The sequence below is a fragment of the Chitinophaga sp. CF418 genome, from assembly GCF_900142925.1.
Classification (GTDB): Bacteria; Bacteroidota; Bacteroidia; order Chitinophagales; family Chitinophagaceae; genus Chitinophaga.
On record NZ_FRCN01000001.1, the window covers coordinates 128,767 to 148,018 of the forward strand.

Annotated in this window: 17 protein-coding genes; 6 read left to right on the top strand and 11 right to left on the bottom strand. The window is 46.9% G+C overall.

Annotation, left to right across the window (positions count from 1 at the left end):
• The first annotated feature begins 51 nt into the window (after positions 1 to 51).
• Positions 52 to 1,014 (top strand): DUF3450 domain-containing protein, encoded by a 963-nt coding sequence (locus tag F3I09_RS00585; protein ID WP_149693101.1) that lies wholly within the window; start codon positions 52 to 54, stop codon positions 1,012 to 1,014.
• Between the two features lie 290 nt (positions 1,015 to 1,304).
• Complete coding sequence (locus F3I09_RS00590; RefSeq protein ID WP_149693102.1) at positions 1,305 to 1,700, top strand: response regulator; 396 nt, start codon at positions 1,305 to 1,307, stop codon at positions 1,698 to 1,700.
• A gap of 104 nt (positions 1,701 to 1,804) precedes the next feature.
• On the opposite strand, the gene F3I09_RS00595 is transcribed toward F3I09_RS00590, so the two are convergent.
• Positions 1,805 to 3,451, bottom strand: coding sequence for an ABC-F family ATP-binding cassette domain-containing protein (locus F3I09_RS00595; protein ID WP_149693103.1), 1,647 nt, complete (start codon positions 3,449 to 3,451; stop codon positions 1,805 to 1,807).
• Between the two features lie 84 nt (positions 3,452 to 3,535).
• Between F3I09_RS00595 and F3I09_RS00600 the strand changes: the two genes are divergently transcribed.
• From F3I09_RS00600 to murI, 3 genes are all read left to right on the top strand, one after another.
• Positions 3,536 to 4,255 carry an EcsC family protein gene (locus tag F3I09_RS00600; protein WP_149693104.1) on the top strand — a complete coding sequence of 240 codons (720 nt, stop codon included), beginning with the start codon at positions 3,536 to 3,538 and terminating at the stop codon, positions 4,253 to 4,255.
• A 76-nt stretch (positions 4,256 to 4,331) separates the two neighbouring features.
• The gene (locus F3I09_RS00605; RefSeq protein WP_149693105.1) at positions 4,332 to 4,997 is read left to right on the top strand and encodes a carbonic anhydrase; all 666 of its coding nucleotides are present in this window, start codon (positions 4,332 to 4,334) and stop codon (positions 4,995 to 4,997) included.
• Positions 4,994 to 5,812, top strand: coding sequence for a glutamate racemase (gene murI, locus F3I09_RS00610; RefSeq protein ID WP_149693106.1), 819 nt, complete (start codon positions 4,994 to 4,996; stop codon positions 5,810 to 5,812). The genes F3I09_RS00605 and murI overlap by 4 nt, the downstream gene beginning before the upstream one ends.
• A 142-nt stretch (positions 5,813 to 5,954) precedes the next feature.
• Here murI and F3I09_RS00615 read toward each other — a convergent pair whose 3' ends face one another.
• The 8 genes from F3I09_RS00615 to F3I09_RS00650 form a co-directional block, all read right to left on the bottom strand.
• Positions 5,955 to 8,087: a S9 family peptidase gene (locus tag F3I09_RS00615; protein WP_149693107.1), complete on the bottom strand. Its 2,133-nt coding sequence runs from the start codon at positions 8,085 to 8,087 to the stop codon at positions 5,955 to 5,957.
• A gap of 39 nt (positions 8,088 to 8,126) precedes the next feature.
• Positions 8,127 to 9,509 carry a Gfo/Idh/MocA family protein gene (locus tag F3I09_RS00620; RefSeq protein ID WP_149693108.1) on the bottom strand — a complete coding sequence of 461 codons (1,383 nt, stop codon included), beginning with the start codon at positions 9,507 to 9,509 and terminating at the stop codon, positions 8,127 to 8,129.
• Between the two features lie 110 nt (positions 9,510 to 9,619).
• Positions 9,620 to 10,384 carry a succinate dehydrogenase/fumarate reductase iron-sulfur subunit gene (locus F3I09_RS00625; protein WP_149693109.1) on the bottom strand — a complete coding sequence of 255 codons (765 nt, stop codon included), beginning with the start codon at positions 10,382 to 10,384 and terminating at the stop codon, positions 9,620 to 9,622.
• Positions 10,385 to 10,412: 28 nt separating this feature from the next.
• Positions 10,413 to 12,386, bottom strand: a complete 1,974-nt coding sequence (locus F3I09_RS00630; RefSeq protein WP_149693110.1) for a fumarate reductase/succinate dehydrogenase flavoprotein subunit — start codon at positions 12,384 to 12,386, stop codon at positions 10,413 to 10,415.
• A 14-nt stretch (positions 12,387 to 12,400) separates the two neighbouring features.
• Positions 12,401 to 13,084, bottom strand: a complete 684-nt coding sequence (locus F3I09_RS00635) for a succinate dehydrogenase cytochrome b subunit (protein WP_149693111.1) — start codon at positions 13,082 to 13,084, stop codon at positions 12,401 to 12,403.
• A gap of 250 nt (positions 13,085 to 13,334) precedes the next feature.
• A complete protein-coding gene (locus tag F3I09_RS00640) occupies positions 13,335 to 13,898 on the bottom strand; it encodes a hypothetical protein (RefSeq protein ID WP_149693112.1) in 564 nt (187 codons plus the stop codon).
• Between the two features lie 88 nt (positions 13,899 to 13,986).
• Positions 13,987 to 14,799 (bottom strand): N-acetylmuramic acid 6-phosphate etherase, encoded by an 813-nt coding sequence (gene murQ, locus F3I09_RS00645; protein ID WP_149693113.1) that lies wholly within the window; start codon positions 14,797 to 14,799, stop codon positions 13,987 to 13,989.
• A 15-nt stretch (positions 14,800 to 14,814) separates the two neighbouring features.
• On the bottom strand, positions 14,815 to 15,657 hold the full coding sequence (locus F3I09_RS00650) for an N-acetylglucosamine kinase (protein WP_149693114.1): 843 nt from the start codon (positions 15,655 to 15,657) through the stop codon (positions 14,815 to 14,817).
• A 104-nt stretch (positions 15,658 to 15,761) separates the two neighbouring features.
• Between F3I09_RS00650 and F3I09_RS00655 the strand changes: the two genes are divergently transcribed.
• Complete coding sequence (locus F3I09_RS00655) at positions 15,762 to 17,363, top strand: S41 family peptidase (protein WP_223233091.1); 1,602 nt, start codon at positions 15,762 to 15,764, stop codon at positions 17,361 to 17,363.
• Positions 17,364 to 17,628: 265 nt separating this feature from the next.
• Here the strand turns inward: F3I09_RS00655 and F3I09_RS00660 are convergent, their stop codons facing one another.
• On the bottom strand, positions 17,629 to 17,847 hold the full coding sequence (locus F3I09_RS00660; protein ID WP_149693116.1) for a hypothetical protein: 219 nt from the start codon (positions 17,845 to 17,847) through the stop codon (positions 17,629 to 17,631).
• A gap of 79 nt (positions 17,848 to 17,926) precedes the next feature.
• Entirely contained in the window at positions 17,927 to 19,252 is a 1,326-nt protein-coding gene (gene der / locus F3I09_RS00665; protein ID WP_149693117.1) for a ribosome biogenesis GTPase Der, read from the bottom strand.

Below are 19,252 nucleotides of genomic sequence, written 5' to 3' on the forward strand. Positions count from 1 at the left end.
CATAAGGAGTTTTAACCATATAACAATTAACTATAAAACACAAAAACGACTATGACTGAGAACACTTTTAACACGCCTGCGGCAGGATCTTCCGGACCTGAAAAGCCTAGAAGCCGTAATGGTCTGATATATGGTATATTGATTGCAGCATTGGCCGGTACCTGGATATACATGTTGTATGACAAAAATAAAACTACCGATCAAATTGCTCAACAGGCTACACAAATAGATTCCATCTCTACTTCAAGAGATGCTTTACAGCAGGAATACAATGCCGCAAATGCGCGTCTGGATGACCTGATCTCCCAGAACAGCCGCATGGATAGCCTGGTAAAAACAAAAGATAAGGAAATTGCTGATATGAAATCGAGGATCCAGGGTATCCTCTCCAATAAAAATGCTACCCAGAAAGAACTGGCTGAAGCCCGTCGTCTGATTGAAACACTGAAGGGTAACATTGAAAACTATACAGCAACTATCGAACGCCTGGAAGGTGAAAAGATCGTGTTGACAGGTGAGCGTGACAACGCCCGCAAAGAAAGAGATGAAGTAAGCACCCAGAGAGATAGCCTGAACAAGAAAGTAAACCTGGGTTCCGTATTACACGCATCCAACATTCATCTGCAGCCTATCAATGTAAAAAAGAATGGCAAGGAAGTAGAAACGACCAAGGCTAAACGCGCAGATATGATGCGTGTAAGCTTCGACCTGGATGAAAACAGAATCGCACCAACCGGCGATAAAGAACTGTACGTTGCAATCACTTCCCCTGATGGCTCTCCGCTGGCAGTAGAAGCACTGGGATCCGGCAGATTCACCCTGGAAGATGGTACTGAAAAATTATACACTGCCAAGAAAACAGTAAACTACGCTACTGGTCAGAAACAAACTGTAAGCATGGACTGGAAACAGAATTCAGATTTCAAACCAGGCGATTACGCTGTTGAGATCTACCATGATGGTTACAAGATCGGTTCAGGCAAAGTAACACTGAAAAAAGGCGGGCTGTTCTAATAGCCTTACCTGATTATAAAAAAATCCCGGATGTTCATTCGCCCTGGCGAATAAGACATCCGGGATTTTTTATTTCCGGAAGAATATAATAAGCAAACACAACCATATTTCCCTCATTCCCACATTTTGTTAACAATTAGTTATTGGGCAATCCTCATATATAAAAATATAATTAATTAGTGTTTATTTGTATTCGATTGTATCATGTGAAAACCGGGGATTACATCAGCTGTGTTTTGTGTTACCCCCCTCGAATACTAGGAAAGACTAAGTTGCTAAATCAGGTATATATGGTGGAAACCACTAAACAGGTGTATGTTGTTGACGACGATGAAATATTCCATTTCATCCTGAAAAAAATGTTGGAACAAGAAGGGGAAAAACTGGAAGTGACATCATTCCTTTGCGCGGAAGATGCATTGGAAGAATTGCAGCATTCCAAAGGACACCCCTTACCATCACTGATCATCCTGGACATGAACATGCAGCGGATGAATGGCTGGGACTTTATAGAGGCCTACCGTGGCATTAAATGTACCCTGACCCAACAGATCCCCATCATCATGTGCTCTTCCTCTATTGATATGCGCGATATACAGAAGGTGAAACGTACGCCAGAACTGAAGGCCTATATCACCAAACCCCTGGATTCTGAGAAAATGCAGCAGATCAAGGACTACCTCTAAAAAAAATCAGGAATCAGGAGTTAAGAACCGGGATATGATCCCATCCTTAATACCCAATTCCTAACTTATATAACTTACAGCTCGCTAAAGAGCCTTCCGATTGACTAGGAAATCGCCACTTTCTCTCCGTACATCTCTTCTCTCAGCGTTTTTACCCTTTCATCAGCCAGGTATTCATCGAAAGTAGTTAACCTGTCGATAACGCCCCTAGGTGTAATTTCGATAATACGGTTCGCTACAGACTGCATAAAGGCATGGTCATGCGTTGTGAACAGCACGATACCTTTAAAGTTTATCATACTTTCGTTGAAGGACTGGATAGATTCCAGGTCCAGGTGGTTGGTTGGCTCGTCCAGCACTACTACGTTGGGGTCCTGCAGCATCATACGGCTTACCATACAACGTACTTTCTCCCCTCCGCTCAATACGCTGGTCTTTTTCATGATCTCGTCACCACTGAACAGCATTTTACCCAGGAAGCCACGCAGGAATGGCTCATCCACATCGGTTACATGCGGCGGCACATACTGACGTAACCAGTCCATCAGGTTCAGGGATGGATCTGTAAAGTATTTGGCGTTATCATTGGGCAGATAGGCGGACGTTACTGTTGTTCCCCACTCGAATTTACCACCGTCAGCAGTTTGTTCACCGCTAATGATCTCAAAGAAAGTGGTCAGCGCCAGGTGTTCCTTGGCCAGGAAGGCGATCTTATCACCCTTATTTACGGTGAAGGATACATTCCTGAACAGGGTATTACCTTCGATGGATTTCTCCAGTTTTTCCACATTCAGGATCTGGTTACCTACTTCACGCTGTTGCTTGAAGATGATACCAGGATATTTACGGTTGGAAGGCTGGATATCTTCGATAACCAGTTTTTCCAGGGCTTTTTTACGGGAAGTAGCCTGTTTACTCTTGGAAGCGTTGGCACTGAAACGGGCAATGAAGTCCATCAGGTCCTTACGTTTATCTTCCATTTTCTTGTTCTTATCAGCTATCTGGCGGGCCATCAGCTGGGAAGATTCATACCAGAAACTATAGTTACCGGAGAAGATCTGGATCTTGGCACGGTCAACGTCTGCTACGTGTGTACAAACAGCATCCAGGAAGTGACGGTCGTGGGATACTACGATTACAATGTTCTCATAGTCAGCCAGGAAGTTTTCCAGCCAGCCGATCGTTTCCACGTCCAGGTGGTTGGTAGGCTCATCCAACAGCAGGATATCGGGAGTACCGAACAGGGCCTGCGCCAGGAGCACACGTACTTTCAGGTTACCACTCAGGTCCTTCATCTGCAAGCTGTGCAGGTCTTCCTTTACGCCCAGATCACCCAGCAGCACGCCGGCATCACTTTCTGCGGTATAACCGCCCATCTCTCCATACTCAGCTTCCAGTTCGCCCGCACGCATACCATCCTCTTCGGTAAAATCAGCTTTGGCATAGATCGCATCTCTCTCATGCGCTATTTCCCACAGCTTTTTATTTCCCATCAGTACGGTATTCAGTACAGTTACTTCGTCAAATTCGAAGTGGTTCTGCTTCAGAACACTCATACGCTCACCAGGGGTGATTTCAACTGTGCCCTTTGTAGGATCAATCTCACCTGATAATATTTTAAGGAAAGTGGATTTACCGGCACCGTTCGCACCGATTACACCATAACAGTTACCTTTGGTGAAATTGAGGTTAACTTCATCAAACAACACCCTTTTTCCGAAAGAAAGCGATACGTTTTTAACACTGATCATGCTGGCTAAAGAAATTTAAGGCGCGAAGTTACTAAATGTTCCTGGTTTTACCGTTTGTGGTTTATTCTTTGTAACAATCATCAAATGGACGCTTATTCCCAACAGGTTAATAAAGAGCTCGCCGCGTGGCAGAAGGCCATGGAGCGGGGCATTAGTTTTTCCGGAAGGCTAACCCGGGGGCTGCAGCGGAAAATTAACAGGGTCATTCCGGAAAAGGTGCATGCCGCCCTGACCGCCGCGGTTAAGCAGACAACCCGGGCGGTTATATCCGGGGCCGGTTTTACCAGCACTTCTCCCTTATTTGAGGAAGATCTGGTCGTACGGGAATCGAAAGTGAGGGAGCGGATCAACTTTTACAAGACCACCGCCGCCACTGAAGGCGCCCTGACAGGGGCTGCCGGCATCCTGCTTGGCCTGGCCGATTTTCCCTTGTTCCTGACCATCAAGATGAAAATGCTGTTTGACATTGCCGCCCTTTATGGCCGCAATGTAGACGACTACAAGGAACGCCTCTTCATCCTCCATATTTTCTTCATTACTTTCTCCACACAAGACTTCCGTAACAAGCTTTATCCTATTATTGCCGACTGGGAGAATTACAGCCGGGAGCTGCCTGAAGATATTCATGCCTTTGACTGGCGTAACTTCCAGCAGCAATACCGGGACTACCTCGACCTGGCCAAACTACTTCAGCTCATGCCTGTAATCGGGGCCGCAGTAGGTGCCTATGTCAATCACCGCCTGACGAACAAACTTGGCCAAAGCGCCATGAATGCCTACCGTTTACGACTAATGAAACAGTAATAGTCACCGTTACGTATCTTTACGCTCTATCCGGGTATGATATACGCTATCTAACTTTATTAAACGCCTTACCAGTATGACCAGGTACGATGAAATCTTCGAGAACAACAGGATGTGGATGGCTTCCAAAACAGCCTCAGACAAGGAATTCTTTGAAAAGCTAGCCGTGGAACAGAACCCCGACTACCTTTACATTGGCTGCAGCGACAGTCGTGTGCCCACCAATGAGATCATGGGATTGGATGCCGGCGAAGTCTTTGTACACCGTAACATTGCCAACCTGGTGAACAATGTTGACCTGAGCGTCATGGCCGTTATCAATTATGCCGTGCGACACCTTGGCGTAAAACACATCATCGTCTGCGGGCACTACAACTGTGGTGGCGTTAAAGCAGCCATGCAGCCCGCCGACCTCGGACTGCTAAATCCCTGGTTGCGTAACATCCGCGATGTATATCGTTTACACCGCCCGGAGCTGGATGCCATTGAAGATGATCATGCCCGTTATAACCGCCTCGTGGAACTGAACGTACAGGAACAATGCGTCAATGTCATCAAAACCGCTGCTGTACAGCAAGCATATGTTGAAAGAGGCTATCCTACCGTGCATGGCTGGGTATATGACCTCTACACCGGCAGGCTCATTGACCTGAAGATCGATTTTGAAGGCATCCTGCATAATATCCAGGAAATCTATGACCTGACCGGTAAAGGATTGATGAAAAAAAAGGATGAAAAATGACAGGACCTATTGGCGTGTTTGATTCCGGTTATGGTGGATTAACAGTACTGAAGGAGATCATTGCTGCACTTCCGCAATATGACTATATCTACTTTGGTGACAATGCCCGCGCTCCTTATGGTAACCGTGGTTTTGATACCATTCACACTTATACGCTTCAGTGCGTGCAGCACTTGTTCGATATGGGTTGTCCGCTTGTGATACTGGCCTGTAATACGGCTTCTGCACGGGCGCTCCGCACCATTCAGCAGAAAGACCTGCCGCATATTGCGCCGGACCGACGTGTGCTGGGCGTCATTCGTCCTACTACTGAAATGGTGGGAACGCTGACGCAAAGCGGAGAAGTAGGGATACTCGCTACCAAAGGTACCGTTGCATCCGAGTCATACCCTATAGAGATCAACAAGTTCTTCCCACATGTCAAGGTGCACCAGTTGGCCTGTCCGATGTGGGTGCCGATTGTTGAAAACGGTGAGGCAGATGGTGAAGGCGCTGATTACTTTGTCAAAAAATATCTTCATCAGATACTGACAGATGCGCCTGATATCGATACACTGGTATTGGCGTGTACCCACTACCCTATCCTGACTAAAAAAATTAAACAGTTCCTTCCGGGAGGTATTACATTGCTGTCTCAGGGCAAGATCGTTGCACATAGCCTGAAAGATTATTTGCAACGTCATCCGGAGATGGAAGTTCGTCTAAGTAAGAATGGGGGTAGGAAGTATTTTACAACGGATGATCCGCTGATATTTGAGAAGCAGACTGAGATATTTCTGGGAGAGACGGTGAAGACGGAGTTTATTAATCCGTAAGGGTATCAGCCGGTTTTATTGATGTCGATTTGATTTTTGCAAAGAATACGCCCTGGTAGACGCTACTATCAAAATCAATAGCAAGAAAAAAGCCCATAGATCATAAAAGACCTATGGGCTTTAAAAATATCAATATATCAAACTACTTCCCTTCCAATCCAAGCAGGAATGCATATTGCAAGGCAATATCCTCCAGGCTCTTGAAACGGCCGGAAGCACCGCCATGCCCTGCCTCCATATTTGTGTGAAGCAACAGCATGTGCTTATCTGTTTTTAATTCACGCAGCTTGGCCACCCATTTTGCGGGTTCCCAGTATTGTACCTGTGAGTCATGCAGGCCTGTTGTTACAAGCATATTAGGATATACCTGCGCTTTTACATTGTCATAAGGAGAATAAGCCTTCATGTAGTCGTAGTATTCCTTCTTCTTAGGATTACCCCATTCGTCAAACTCACCGGTAGTTAAAGGAATGCTTTCATCGAGCATCGTTGTCACTACATCTACAAACGGTACGGCGGCTATAACACCGTTCCAGAGCGTAGGACGCATATTAACAACTGCACCCATCAGCAAACCACCGGCGCTGCCGCCCATGGCATAGAGATGCGTACTATCAGTGTAGTGCGCTTTTACGAGATAGTCAGCACAATCGATGAAGTCAGTGAATGTATTCATCTTCTTGAACAGTTTACCATCTTCATACCATTGCCTGCCCATTTCCTCACCACCTCTGATATGCGCGATAGCATAAGCAAAACCTCTGTCCAGCAGGCTGAGACGGTTACTGCTGAAGGAAGGCTCTATACTATGACCATAAGAACCATAGCCATATAGTAACAGTGGCTTCCTGCCATTTTTCTCGAATCCTTTTTTGTACACGATAGATACCGGTACTTTCACACCATCCCTGGCAGTTACGTACAGACGTTCTGTAACATAATCCTTCGGATCATATCCTCCTAACACCTCCTGACGTTTACGCAGCTCACTCTTTTTATTATCCATGTCGTAGTCGTAAGTAGATACCGGCGTTGTCATGGAAGTATATGAATAGCGTAGCGTCTTTGTATCAAACTCGGGATTGGTGGAGATGGACGCAACATAGGCCGGTTCTTCAAATTTCAGGTAATGATCTTCCTTCGTACGGGAGTTGATCACACGCAATTGTGTAAGGCCATTCTTACGTTCGCTCAGCACCATATGATCACGGAACAGTTCAATGCCCTGCAACAGTACATCTGCACGATGAGGTATCACTTCTTTCCAGTTACTGCTGCCGGTTTTGTCCTGCGGACATTCCATGAGACGGAAGTTGACAGCCTCCCAGTTGGTAACAATGTAGAACTTGTCATCCTTGTGATCAATATCATAGAGATGATCGCGCCTGCGGGGCTCGAAAACATGGAATACACCATCAGGTTTTGAAGCGTCCAGTATACGGTATTCAGAAGATACCGTACTGTGGCTTTGTATCATGATGAACTTCCCAGATTTTGAGCGGGCTACATCAATGGAGAAGGTTTCGTCCTTCTCATTGAAAACCTCTTTATCCATGCGTACGTCCGTACCGGTTACATGGCGCAGGATACGTTCTTCCCTCAGTGTTACCGGATTCTTTACAGTATAGAAGAATGTCTTGTTATCGCTTGCCCAGGCTGCGCTGCCGGACGTTTCTTTGATCGCCTCAGGCAATACTTCTCCTGTCTGCAGGTTCTTGACATAGATGGTGTACTGACGGCGGCTTACTGTATCAACACCATAGGCCAGCCATTGTGCATCAGGGCTTACGGACAGGCCACCTACCTGGTAATAGTCATGTCCTGCTGCAAGAACGTTCACATCAAGTATTACTTCTTCTGTACTTTCCAGGCTGCCTTTTTTACGGCAGTATACCGGGTATTCCTTGCCTTGTGTGAAACGGGTATAATAGTAGTAACCATTCTTCAGGTAAGGTACGCTGGCGTCCGTTTCCATAATACGGCCCCTCATCTCTTCATACAGCTTCTTTCTCATACCGGCGGAAGATTCCATCATGGTATCCAGGTAGTCATTTTCTGCCTTGAGATAGGCAATAACTTTAGGATCATTCCGGTCATTCATCCAGTAGTATTTGTCTATCCTGGTATCACCGTGTATGGTCATTGCGGTATCTATCTGTTCCGCTACCGGCGGCTTTATTGTTTTTACTTCGGCTGACATACTTTTCTTATTTTCCTTACAGGCAAACAGGCCCATGCCTGACAACATTATGGTAAATGCAGCGGCTTTCCTCATAGGTGACAAATTGAGGCTACGAATGTAATACTTATCCTGTTACACAATCTTCATTTTTTGAGCGTCCCAGTGGATCACTTTTTTGCTGAAGTAACTTTCATTGGTAACCAATGCAGGACCTGCAGCACGGAGTCCGAAAGAGGCATCTTCCACAACAGGTTTACCTGTACGCATGGCCTCAAAAAAGTTGATAAAATGATCCAGGCGGGCGTCATATCCCCTCGGGGCAGCATACGCGCTTTCCGAACGCTCTGCTGGTTTGCGTGCGTCCTCGGGATATTTCGCGTTATACTGCTTTACATAAGCTTCCTGAGTAGCCTTTGGAAAGGTGTTATAGGTATCCCAGCCACCATAACCGGGCGCTGAGGAAAGTTTATGTTTCTTGATTTTGAAATCATCCCATCCCAGTTCCAATACTCCGTCTGTGCCGATAAAGCGGGTAAATTCACCACCACCGCCACCATCTGCGAAGTTTACACGTAATGTCACCTGGAAGGCAGCATGAGCCTTTGTTTCCGGATAATCAAAGATCGCGACAACAACGTCGGGCACATCACGTCCATCTTTCCATTGTACCAGGTTGCCGCTGGCGAAGATACGCTCAGGCCCCAGAGAACCGGTGATGTAGTGCAGCCCGGAGATAAGGTGTACGAACAGATCGCCAGGTACACCGGTACCATATGCCCGGTAGTTACGCCAGCGGAAGAAACGGGTAGGATCAAAAGGTACCTTGGCTGTATCCTTGAGGAAGGTGTCAAAGTCCATGGTAGCGGGAGAAGCATCTGGCGGAATGGAATACTGCCAGGCGCCCAGGGCATCGTGACGGTCTATCCTGGCCTCTACAATGTTCAGCTGTCCTATTTCCCCGGCCTCATAGCGCTTCTTGGCTTCTGCCAGGGCAATACTGCTTACGCGCTGGCTACCCACCTGAAAAACGGCTTTTGTGCGCTGCTGGGTGGCAATCACCTTATGCCCTTCTTCTATCTGCTGCACCATGGGTTTTTCACAGTATACAGCCTTGCCTTTCTCCATCGCGTCAATGGAAATAGTATCGTGCCAGTGGTCGGGTGTGGCTACGATCACAGCGTCTATGTCCTTCCTGTTCAGCAGCTCGCGGTAGTCACGGGTGGTAAAAATGTCTTTACCATACACCTCTTTGACTTTTGCAAGGTGGCCATCGTACAGGTCGGCAGCTGCTACGAATTCCACACCGGGTGCTTTCAGGGCGGTTTCTACGTCGCCGAAGCCCATGATGCCCATACCGATACAGCCGATACGGATCTTGTCGTTGGCAGAAATGCGGGTGTTGGGTTGGAGGATATGAACATGTTCCTTTCCTAAAGCGGCCAATGAACCGGCGCCCAGCATGGCGGCCGTGCCTCCGAGGTTACGGAGGAATTTTCTCCTGGAGTTGTCTGTCATAACGTAAAATTTGTGTGCAAACGGGTTTTAACTCAAACAATATACAAAAAAAATCCCCCTCGTTTTAGCGAAGGGGATCATGGTATTCACCAAATGCAACGTGACAAAGACTATTTTTCGTAGCTGAGACCAGCGGCAATGTATTCGCGGTTCAGACGTGCAATATTTGTCAGAGAAATTTCTTTCGGACATTCTGCCTCACAAGCACCGGTATTGGTACAGCTACCAAAACCTTCCTTATCCATCTGGGCGATCATATTCAATGCTCTGGACTTCTTTTCAGGCTGTCCCTGTGGCAGCAATGCCAGCTGGGATACTTTCGCTGAAACGAAGAGCATAGCAGAAGAGTTTTTACAAGCTGCTACGCAGGCGCCGCAACCGATACAAGCTGCTGCTGCAAATGCTGCATCTGCTTTATCTTTTGGCACCAGGATGTTGTTGGCATCCTGAGCGTTGCCTGTATTTACAGAAACGTAACCACCTGCTTCGATGATACGGTCAAACGCACCTCTGTCAACGGTCAGGTCTTTCACTACAGGGAAAGATCCTGCTCTCCATGGTTCCACAGTAACGGTATCACCATCTTTGAAAGCGCGCATGTGCAGCTGGCAAGTGGTAGTACCTGCCCAAGGACCGTGTGCACGGCCGTTGATATGCATGGAACATGCACCACAGATACCTTCACGGCAGTCATGGTCAAACGCTATCGGCTCTTTGCCTTCATTGATCAGGCGCTCATTCAGCACATCAAACATTTCCAGGAATGACATCTCAGAAGAAATGCCGCTTACCGGATAAGTTTCAAATTTTCCCTGTGCGTCTGTGTTTTTCTGCCTCCACACTTTAAGTGTGAGATTCATAGTATAATGTTCCATATCTATTGGACTATTATTATTGTGAAAATTATTTATAGCTACGCTGAGTTGGTTTACATTCTACAAACTCAAGAGCTTCTTTATGCAACTCGAACTGGCTTTCACCTTTATATTCCCATGCAGCCACATAGCTGAACTTTTCATCATCACGTTGTGCTTCCCCATCCGGTGTCTGTGATTCTTCACGGAAGTGACCACCACAGGATTCACGACGGTTCAGGGCGTCTAAGCACATCAGTTCTCCCAGCTCCAGGAAGTCGGCCACACGGCCTGCTTTTTCCAGTTCAGGATTGAATTCGTTGGCATCGCCAGGGATACGTACGTCGCTCCAGAACTCTTTACGTAATGCCTGGATCTCCACGATCGCTTCTTTCAGTCCCTGTTCATTACGGGCCATACCACATTTATCCCACATGATCTTACCCAGTTTCTTGTGGAAGTGGTCTACGGATTTGGTACCCTTAATGCTCATCAGCTTATCGATGGTAGACTGTACATTCTTTTCAGCCTCAATGAATGCCGGATGATCCAGTGAAATTGCCTTGGTCTTGATATCGTCAGCCAGGTAGTTACCCAGTGTATAAGGAATTACAAAATATCCATCAGCCAGCCCCTGCATCAGTGCGGAAGCACCCAGACGGTTTGCACCGTGATCGGAGAAGTTAGCTTCACCCAGTGCATACAGACCGGTAACGGTGGTCATCAGTTCGTAATCCACCCACAGGCCACCCATGGTGTAGTGTACTGCAGGGTAAATGCGCATTGGCACTTCATATGGATTCTCACCGGTGATCTTAGCGTACATATCGAAGAGGTTACCGTATTTCTCAGCTACCACTTCTTTACCCAGTTTACGGATCTCTTCAGGAGTAGGATTGGACAGCTGTCTTTTGCTAGCCTCAATTCTTCCGTAACGGTCCATGTTGTATGCGAAGTCCAGGTATACGGCCTGTTTGGAGCTACCAACACCATAACCGGCGTCACATCTTTCCTTAGCAGCACGGGATGCCACGTCACGTGGTACCAGGTTACCAAAGGCAGGATATCTTCTTTCCAGGTAGTAATCCCTTTCGTCTTCAGGAATATCAGAAGGTTTGCGGGTATCGTTCTGTTTTTTAGGTACCCATATACGACCATCGTTACGGAGGGACTCAGACATCAGCGTCAGCTTGGACTGATGGTCTCCGGAAACAGGGATACAGGTAGGGTGGATCTGCGTAAAGCAAGGGTTACCAAAGAAAGCGCCTTTACGGGTAGCTTTCCAGGCTGCTGTTACGTTAGAGCCCATTGCGTTTGTAGACAGGTAGAACACGTTACCGTAACCACCGCTTGCCAGCAGTACTGCGTGGCCGAAGTGACGTTCCAGTTTACCGGTGATGAGGTTACGGGCAATGATACCACGTGCTTTACCATCTATCACTACGATGTCCAGCATTTCATGACGGTTGTACATGGTCACGTTACCTAAAGCCACCTGGCGCTCCAATGCGGAGTATGCGCCTAGCAGCAGCTGCTGACCGGTCTGACCGGCAGCGTAGAAGGTACGCTGTACCTGTGTACCACCAAAAGAGCGATTGCTCAGCAATCCGCCATATTCGCGCGCAAAAGGAACACCCTGTGCCACACACTGGTCTATAATATTGCCACTCACTTCTGCCAGACGATGCACATTGGCTTCACGGGCACGGTAGTCGCCACCTTTTACAGTATCATAAAACAAACGGAACACAGAGTCGCCGTCGTTCTGGTAATTCTTTGCAGCATTAATACCACCCTGTGCAGCAATACTGTGTGCACGGCGTGGACTATCCTGGAAGCAGAAAGCTTTCACCTTATAACCTAACTCACCCAAAGCAGCAGCAGCCGATGCCCCTGCCAGGCCAGTACCCACGATGATCACTTCCATGTTGCGCTTGTTAGCCGGGTTTACCAGCTTACAATGCCCCTTATAATCTTCCCATTTCTTATCTAATGAACCGGCAGGAATTTTTGAGTTCAGCATATATCCTTACTTTACTAAATTGATTTGAAATATATAACCACGGGAATAATGGCAAAGCCAACAGGGATCAGGATCCCGAACAACCAAACACCTACGAAATTGATAAGGCCATTGTACTTAACGTGGTTCAGGCCAAATGTCTGGAAGGCGCTTTTAAACCCGTGTACCAGGTGGAAAGAAAGACCGATCATACCGATCACGTACAGCACCACCAGCCATAACTCTTTGAATGCCATATACACAGCAGAATAAAGGTTCTTGTACTCCTCACCGCCATATGTCACTGACTGTAAATCGCCATAGTGCATCAGATACCAGAAGTCTTTCAGGTGGATCAGGATGAAGATCAGCAGTATGCTACCCATGATAGCCATCTGACGGCTGAACCAGGATGAAGTCTGGTTACCGGGATTGATCGCATATTTTACCGGACGGGCAGCCCTGTTACGGAAGGTAAGCTGTAAAGCAAGAATAGCGTGGAGAACAATAATGATTTTCAAACCCCAGGCCAGGAACTGAACGAAAGGGTTGTGACTCATGAATGCGGCGTAGATGTTAAAAGCTTCGCCCCCATCGTCTTTGAGTAACGAGAGATTACCAGTCAGGTGCACGATAACAAAACTACACAGAAACAGACCGGTAGCACCCACTAATAATTTTTTACCGATAGAGGTATTAAAAAACTGTGACCACTTCATAAGTTAAATTCTAGCTTCCTTAAAAGATGATATGATAATATTTCGAATATATCGCGCAAATTTAGCGCAGGAAAAATTAAAAGCAAATGATATTTCTCAGTTTTTGGTTTGAAACTGAGCGCCAATCCATTGTTTTGGCCCCCTATATCGGGTTCACAAGGACCAGACACTACAAACCAGCCGATTAACGGGAAAACCGGCCCATACATTCACGGGAATAAACAAAGAAACGTGGACTTTGTTCCGGCCGCTACTCAAGGCGGCGCATCATAACGTTATCGACAAGGGAATAGAGGTGCTGCGGCTGGTAAGTACGCCACTTCTCATTATTAAGAAGATGTACGTAATTGTCCAGATGGGCTTTTTCAAATTCCTGCCGTGTCTGTTCCGGCATATTCAGGCTCACAATCCACCCTCCCTCATCACGGATATCATCCCACCATTCTTCATAGTAGCTGTCATCAGATGAGTGGAAATTCAGCACGTTCTCTGTGATAAGGATGAACTTATTGATCTTGCTGGCAATCATCACATCAATGACATCACGCTTCAATACCATGATATCATTTTCAAGACAGTCATTCCATTCTCCCAGCACTTCAATAATGGCATAGTTAAACTCGTAATCGGCAAAAAGTACTTTCAGATACAGATTACGGGAGCCAAATTCATCCCATTGAGGGTGTACATAATAATTATATACAGTATTAGTGAAAGTGAACTCGCTGTATTCCCGTCCATAGAAAGGGGATAGTTCATCATCCTCCGCAGTATATAAATGGCGCCAGTTATAAAAAGGTTCTATATCATGCATGTCACGCTAACTCTAAAATGTTCGTTTCTACAAATTTCGGAGGAAATTTCAAAAAATAGAAACGTTGCATTTCTGGAAAAATTCGTAACTATACATAGTCCTCAATCGCCTTTCTGACGCTGCCGGCTTTCAGTAATAACTCTTTTGCCTTTTCGTAATCCGTAAGGGATAATTTCTCCATCAGCATCTTCACACCCCTATCCACCAGTTTGTCATTACTCAGCTGCATGTTCACCATTTTATTGTCCTCTACCCTTCCCAGCTGGATCATAACGGCGGTAGAGATCATATTCAGCACCAGTTTCTGTGCTGTACCGCTTTTCATACGGGTACTACCGGTGATAAACTCCGGCCCCACCACCACTTCAATAGGGAAATCCGCTTCGGCCGACAAAGGTGCTCCGGGATTACAGCAGATGCTCCCTGTTACAATCCCCTCCTTCCGGCACTTATTCAGCGCGCCGATCACATATGGCGTAGTACCGCTGGCGGCGATGCCCACAACCACATCCTTTTCTGTAACATTGAATTCCTGCAGATCTTTCCAGCCTTGTTCCCGGTCATCTTCGGCAAATTCTACTGCTTTACGGATGGCGGCGTCCCCTCCGGCAATCAGGCCTATCACCAGTCCATGAGGCACGCCAAAAGTAGGCGGGCATTCAGAAGCATCAACAATGCCTAAACGTCCGCTGGTGCCTGCTCCCAGGTAAAATAACCTGCCGCCGGCCAGCATTTTGTCTGCGATGGCGGTTACCAGCTTTTCTATCTGCGGCAAAGCCCTGGCTACGGCCTGGGGTACGGTGGTATCTTCCTGATTAATGTTACTGAGAATCTCCTGCACACTCATTTTCTCCAGGTGGCGATAGTGTGACGTTTGCTCTGTTACTCTCTCAAAGGACATTTGTAGTGTATTTGTTTATTGATGATATGCCACCAGTCCATCCATAGGACTGCGCAATATCCGGCCCAGCTGCAGTTCATACAGTTCACATAACTCCTCCAGGATGTCCCTGAAATTCCAGGCAATACTTCCGGTAAAGTGCAGCGGGTGTGTCCAGCTTTGGCTGTATTTGTAAATATGGTTAAAGAAAAATTCGTTTAAACTGTCTTCCAGGATGTTCTCGATGATAAAATGGCCCCTGTTCTCGCCCAGAAACTTCGCAAAACCAGCCAGATAGCGGTTAGGGAAGGGTCTGCGGTATACGTTTTCCAGTATTTCCTCATGATTGGTCTTATACTGGGCGTCAAAACGGCTTTTCAGCTCTTCATCAAAGGAATTGTACAGGTAGTATTGCAGCAGTTTTTTACCAATGTAAGCGCCACTACCTTCATCTCCCAGCACATATCCCAGTCCCGGGTTGTTCTTTTGGATGGTGGTGCCGTCAAAAAAGCAGGAATTGGACCCTGTTCCCAGGATACTGGCTATTCCCGGCTCCTTTCCACATAGTCCCCGGGCAGCTCCCATCAGGTCGTGGTTCACCTCCAACGATGCCACGGGCCATACCGCCTGCAAGGCTGTTTCCACCAGCTCCACGCTCTTCCGCTGTAAACAGCCCGTTCCGTAATAATGGATCTCATCTATCTGGATATCCGGCGGCAATTGAGGTAACAACTCTTTCTCCAGCAATTCCTGTATCTGTTGTGCATTCAGGAAATAAGGACTGATCCCGGATGTCTGATAACGAGCGGCCTCCCCGGCGCCCAGCAGGCACCAGTCAGCCTTGGTGGATCCACTATCTGCAATTAGCTGTACTTTCATGACACATCCGTTGAAGGTTGAGGTTTAATATACTATTTTTGCCACAAGTTAAATAAATAGCGACAAGATACAAGCTACCTTGCAGCTGTTTTCAATACATCATTATGTCGAACAGGAAACTGAATGTTTTTTTACCTCTCTTATTTGCAATAGTGCTTGCTTTGGGGATGTATCTGGGTCATAAAATGCCAGGAGCTAACACGGGGGCGCAAACGTTACTATTCAGCCGTGCGGGTCGCGCACCATTGCAGGAAGTCATGGACCTGCTGAAAATAAAATACGTTGATACCTTACAGGTAGCCGATCTGCAACAGGAGGCCATTGAAGGCCTGCTCAACCACCTGGATCCTCACTCCATCTATATTCCACCGTCCAACCTGCAAACCGTGAATGAAGACCTGGAAGGCCACTTCTCCGGCATCGGCGTGGAGTTTAATATCATAGCAGATACCGTGAATATTGTTTCCGTAGTACCAGGCGGCCCTTCAGAGACTGCCGGTGTACAATCCGGCGACAAGATTATCAAGGTAAACGACTCTCTCGTGGCTGGCAATAACATCTCCGGCGACAAGATCCGCAAAATGCTGCGTGGTCCGAAAGAATCCAAGGTAGCTGTTACCATGTTACGTCAGCAACAACTGGTCCCTGTTCAGATCATCCGCGGCGATATCCCTCTTTATAGTATAGATGCCAGCTACATGGCGGCGCCCGGGATTGGCTACATCAAGATCAGCAAATTCTCCGGTACCACCTACCAGGAGTTCATGGACGCAATGCGCAAACTGACCCAGGCGGGTATGACCAAACTGGTGATCGACCTGCGTCAGAATCCAGGTGGCTATCTCGACGCAGCTACCCGTATTGCCGACGAACTGCTCGCCGATAACAAACTGATTGTATACACCAAAGGAAAAAGCTATCCCCGCTCAGACTACCGCTGTGAAAAGCCAGGTATATTCGAGAAAGGAGAACTGGCCATCCTCACTGACGAGGGCTCTGCCAGTGCCAGTGAGATACTTGCAGGTGCTGTACAGGAATGGGATCGTGGTACCATTATCGGCCGCCGTACCTTCGGTAAAGGCCTTGTGCAGGAACAGTTTGACCTCAGTAATGGCGGCGCCCTCCGTCTGACAGTGGCACGCTACTATCTCAATTCCGGCAGAAGTATTCAAAAATCCTACGCTAACGGCCGTGAAGCTTACGATGAGGATATTCTGAACCGTTTCAACCATGGTGAATTCGTTAACCGTGACAGCATCCACCCGCTGGATACCGTGCAGTTTAAAACTGCCAGTGGCCGCGTTGTCTATGGCGGTGGCGGTATCACTCCGGATGTCTTCATTCCTTTTGACACCAGCCGCTTCTCTAATGTGCTGACCAGCATGTATTCCAGGAGTACTTTCAGCAACTTTGCCTATCAGTACTATAACAGCCATAGAGATGAATTCAAGCAATATAAAGATGCTACTCAGTTCAGCAACCAATACCAGGTTAGTAATGAACTTTACAGCGCTTATAAAACCTTCGCTTCGAAAGACAGTGTACGGGGAGTGGAATCGATCAATGCTCATGATGAGACTGAGATTAAGACACGTCTGAAAGCGTTGCTGGCAAGACAGATGTGGAGTTATGCGGGGTTCTACGAGTCGCTGAATAAAGAGGATGATATGATGAAGAGGGCAGTTGAGGTGCTGAAGAAGAAATAAAAGAATTAATTGTTTTTATAAGCCATCTGGATGTACTCCGGATGGCTTTTTTAGTTTATATACTATTTACGCTAAGTAGCCCGGTTTCAGTATGGGATGGCGGTCGGCGCCTCTCTGAAAGGCTATTAAGCGTTGTCAATCGAATAGGATTTTGAATACCGGGAACTCAATAATTATCAGCAATGAAGGAACCGCACCCCGACAGACAGGCATAAAAAAAACCGCCTCGTTTACACGAGACGGCCAATAATTCTTACAAAACAGATTAGTGTTTTGCTTCTGCAGCAGGAGCAGCAGCAGTTGTATCAGCAGCTGGAGCAGCAGCAGAATCAGTAGTAACAGCAGCAGAATCAACAGCTGGAGTTGCAGCAACTGTATCAACAGCTGGAGTTGCAGTAGAATCTGCAGTTGTAGTAGAAGCACCACCGCCGCAAGCTACGAAGAACATGCTAGTAGCAACTGCGAAGAAGAATAATTTTTTCATGCTTTAGTTTGTTTTTAAAGATGCGCAAAGGTATAGTTATTTTTAAATATAGAACAACATCTATATCAAAATTTTACCTTTATTTCTTCCTGAAGAACAGTTTCAACGGCACTCCCTCAAAATCAAAGTTGCTACGGAGCTGATTTTCAAGGTAATTCCTGTATGGTTGCTTCACATCATCCGGCAGATTACAGAAGAATGCAAATGCTGGCGTAAACGTCGGAAGTTGAGTTACATACTTGATTTTGATAGGAATACCTCTCACTACCGGCGGATGGAAATTCTCTATCGCCTTCAGCATCACCTCATTCAACTTGGAAGTCTGCACTTTACGCTTACGGTTATCATATACACGCAGGGCCTCTTCTATCGCCTTGAAAATACGCTGTTTCTCTGTTACAGAGGTGAATATGATCGGTACATCAGAGAATGGCGCCAGACGACTTTTCAGGTCTTTTTCATAATCCCTTGCCGTATTGGTGCTTTTATCTTCGATCAGGTCCCATTTATTCACTAATACAACCAGGCCTTTTCCTTTACGGCCAGCCAGGCTGAAAATGCTCAGGTCCTGTGCAGTAACGCCTTTGGCGGCGTCGAGCAACAACAGGCAGACATCCGCTTCGTCCATCGCCTTGATAGCGCGGATTACGGAATAAAACTCCAGATCTTCCTGTACTTTGTTCTTACGGCGCAAACCGGCAGTATCGATCAGGATAAAGTCCTTCTGGAACATTTTATAGTGCGTGTGGATCGTATCGCGCGTAGTACCGGGAATGTCGGACACAATATTCCGCTCCTCTCCGATCAGTGCATTCAGCAGGGATGATTTACCCACATTCGGCTGACCGATAATTGCGATCTTCGGCAGTTCTGCCGCTTCCTGCGCCGCTTCCAGCGTTTCATCATCTTCGGGGATCTTGCTGGTTATCTCGTCCAGCAATTCACCACTGCCGCTACCACTCATGGAAGACATGAAAAATATGTTTTCAAACCCGAGGCTGTAGAACTCTGTTGCTTCCAGCTGACGGGTACTGTTGTCCACTTTATTTACCACCAGTATCACCGGTTTAGAAGAGCGCCGTAATATATTCGCCATATCCTCATCCAGGTCGGTAATACCCGTAGCCACATCACACATGAACAGCAGGAGGTTAGCCTCCTCCATTGCTATTTGTACCTGTTTGCGTATCTCACGCTCGAAAATATCTTCACTTCTGGATACAAAACCACCGGTATCAATCACGTTGAACGATTTTCCGTTCCAGTCCGCAACACCATATTGCCTGTCACGCGTAACACCGCTCACGTCATCGACGATGGCTTTACGCTGCTCCAGCAAACGGTTGAACAGGGTAGATTTACCCACATTTGGACGACCGACGATTGCTACTGTAAATCCTGCCAT